Origin of the sequence: Pseudomonas sp., assembly GCF_036404235.1 — a bacterium.
Taxonomy (GTDB): Bacteria; Pseudomonadota; Gammaproteobacteria; order Pseudomonadales; family Pseudomonadaceae; genus Aquipseudomonas.
Genome location: NZ_DASWOT010000209.1, coordinates 1 through 2,239, shown reverse-complemented (window position 1 = coordinate 2,239; position 2,239 = coordinate 1). Strand labels below are relative to the sequence as shown.

Genomic DNA, 2,239 nt, shown 5'->3' with positions numbered 1-2,239 from the left:
GTGACTGACAAGAAGCACGCCTGGAGCCTTCTGCGTTCAATCCCTTTTCGGCAGTTCAACAAGACGACGTTTCGTCGCTTCAAGCGTTTGCTGCTGCATCGTCAGAGCAGTTGAACGGGTAATACGTCTTGATGTGACGATAATCAGAAAACCTATGACCGTTTTGCATAGTCGTTACTGCAGATCAACCGGCCTGCGATGTAGCGCTTTGCCTTCTTGTTCGAGTTTTGATAAAGGGGCGCTCGATACCCCAATAAGTGAGTACGCTGAGAGTGCTGACCAAAGTGATCACTACGGGTAGATACCGCGTATGGCTTTTAACGTGTCAGCCATCGGACTGATGGCATAGCGGGTTTGATAAAAGCTGATGGCGGTAATCAGAGCAACTGTGAACAAGTACATCGGGAAAATGCGCCGTACTCGCGACGATCGGATGGAACTCCATTGAGGTGCGGTTTTGTAGATCTTGCCTGCGAAGAGATGGCCCGTAATGAGGACGTCGGTTTGTACCAGCGTAAGTTTGCAATTGGGCTTTACCTATGGCCTTTTCATCTCGTCAGCGGTCGGCTCCTTCGCAGGCCCCAATACGATCGCCAGATGCCGCAAATCCTCAATCACTACGCTGAAGCTTTTCCCTGACGGGCTCGCCACCAAAGTGCCCAGCGCAAATACCGTGAAGAACCTGACGTCATCGGCATGGCTGAGCAACTCGCTGATGTAGCGGCTGGATCGATAGGCCTGCATCTGCGCGGATGAGACATACAGCGTTAGCTGTTTTCCCTGCAGTCGGTCGAAGAATTTGAATTTGAAGCCGGCCCCGTAGCGCTCAACCAACCCACCGCCATACAGCACTCGGCGTTCGTCACCGACTTGCGCGAACTTGATATGGCGAAAGTACGCGCGCAGGGTCGTCTCACCCTCGCCGGGAACGCGCAGCGTCAGCAGGTTGAACTCTTCCTTCGTCAGTTGGGCCTGCGCCTGACGGAAGCTGTCGACCAGTCGTTCAAAATTGTTGGTGCGGGTTTCATTGTGTCTCGTTTGTTTGGGTTTGTCAGAAGACAGCGCTGGCGTTTGTGGGGCCGTTTTTGTCATGTCGTCGGAGTGGCCGGGGGGTCGGGCGGACGTCGTCTTCTCCTTGATAGACGGATCGAACACATCGATGTAATCGTCTAGCTTGCGCTTGGCTTTGCGCAGAGCCCCTTCGCTTTGCGTCTCGCCAGCGACTGCCTCATCTTCGCCTATCGCTTCTTCATCAACCCACTCGCACTCAGCGACATGCTCGTAATTGGGATTGGCGCGGAAATGTGCGGCAACGAACGTCGGATTCTCCTGTGGCTTCACATCGTATCTGACACCGGTGATTTTCACCCCGCGTTCACGACACGCCTCGGTCGAACATAAAAAGTTGAACCGCGCCCGCGGCGGCTCCATGGAGAAGTATTCCCGCCGTGCGGCCACAATCGACAACTGCGCCTGTAGTTCGACACAAAACGCGCGGGTAATGCTTTTGCTGGTCTTCATGGGAGCGGCCGGGCCTTGCCGAAGTATTGGGGTGGATGATGCTCAATTGCTATTGGTGGCTGCAATGGGCGGCTGCATAAAACGAAGGGTGATTTAACCCTGGCAATGTTTTTGGGACAAAACTGGTGAAAGGGGACGTCACTCATGAGAGGCTCGACGGCTTTTGGCTTTCACCCGATAGTGCCGAAACAGTGCGACAACGCCCGCGAGGACTACTACAACCACCGCGATTGGCAAGCGATAAGGCTTGAGATTGCCGAGCAGTTGCTCAAGAAACTCACCCGCCCAGTAACCGGCGCTGGCAAAAATCGATGCCCAGACAATGGCGCCTACCAGGTTCACCAGCGAAAACCGCAGGGGCGACAGGTCACTCGCGCCGATCACCATGGGTCCTACCAGACGCATGCCATAGATAAATCGTACAGAGAAGATTGAAGCGCTCGGATAGCGCTCGATCAATCCCGAAACACGTTTGATCGCCGCTTGGTGTCGATGCAGGCGCGGCAGTAGTCGTGCGCCAAAATAGCGTCCGGTCCAGAATAGAATTTGATCCCCCAGCATGCCGGCGACGCTGGCATAGGCAATGATCTGCCAGAGTGTCAGGATGTTCTGGTGCGCCGCCATGCCGCCCAGAATAAGGACAGTTTCGCCTTCCAGCAGACAGCCAATGAATACTGCCCAATAGCCATAGGTGGAAAGCAGGTAGTTAATGTCGATG

At 54.7% G+C, this 2,239-nt stretch carries 2 protein-coding genes and 1 pseudogene; 1 reads left to right on the top strand and 2 read right to left on the bottom strand.

Annotated features, from left to right (window positions below; all coding sequences use genetic code 11):
* Positions 1-114: pseudogene (locus VGC62_RS26155) on the top strand (glycosyltransferase family 2 protein); the annotation flags it as partial.
* A 423-nt stretch (positions 115-537) separates the two neighbouring features.
* Here the strand turns inward: VGC62_RS26155 and VGC62_RS26150 are convergent.
* Positions 538-1,521, bottom strand: a complete 984-nt coding sequence (locus VGC62_RS26150; protein ID WP_331189977.1) for an ATPase — start codon at positions 1,519-1,521, stop codon at positions 538-540.
* Between the two features lie 138 nt (positions 1,522-1,659).
* Positions 1,660-2,238, bottom strand: a complete 579-nt coding sequence (locus VGC62_RS26145; protein ID WP_331189976.1) for a DedA family protein — start codon at positions 2,236-2,238, stop codon at positions 1,660-1,662.
* Position 2,239: the final 1 nt, after the last annotated feature.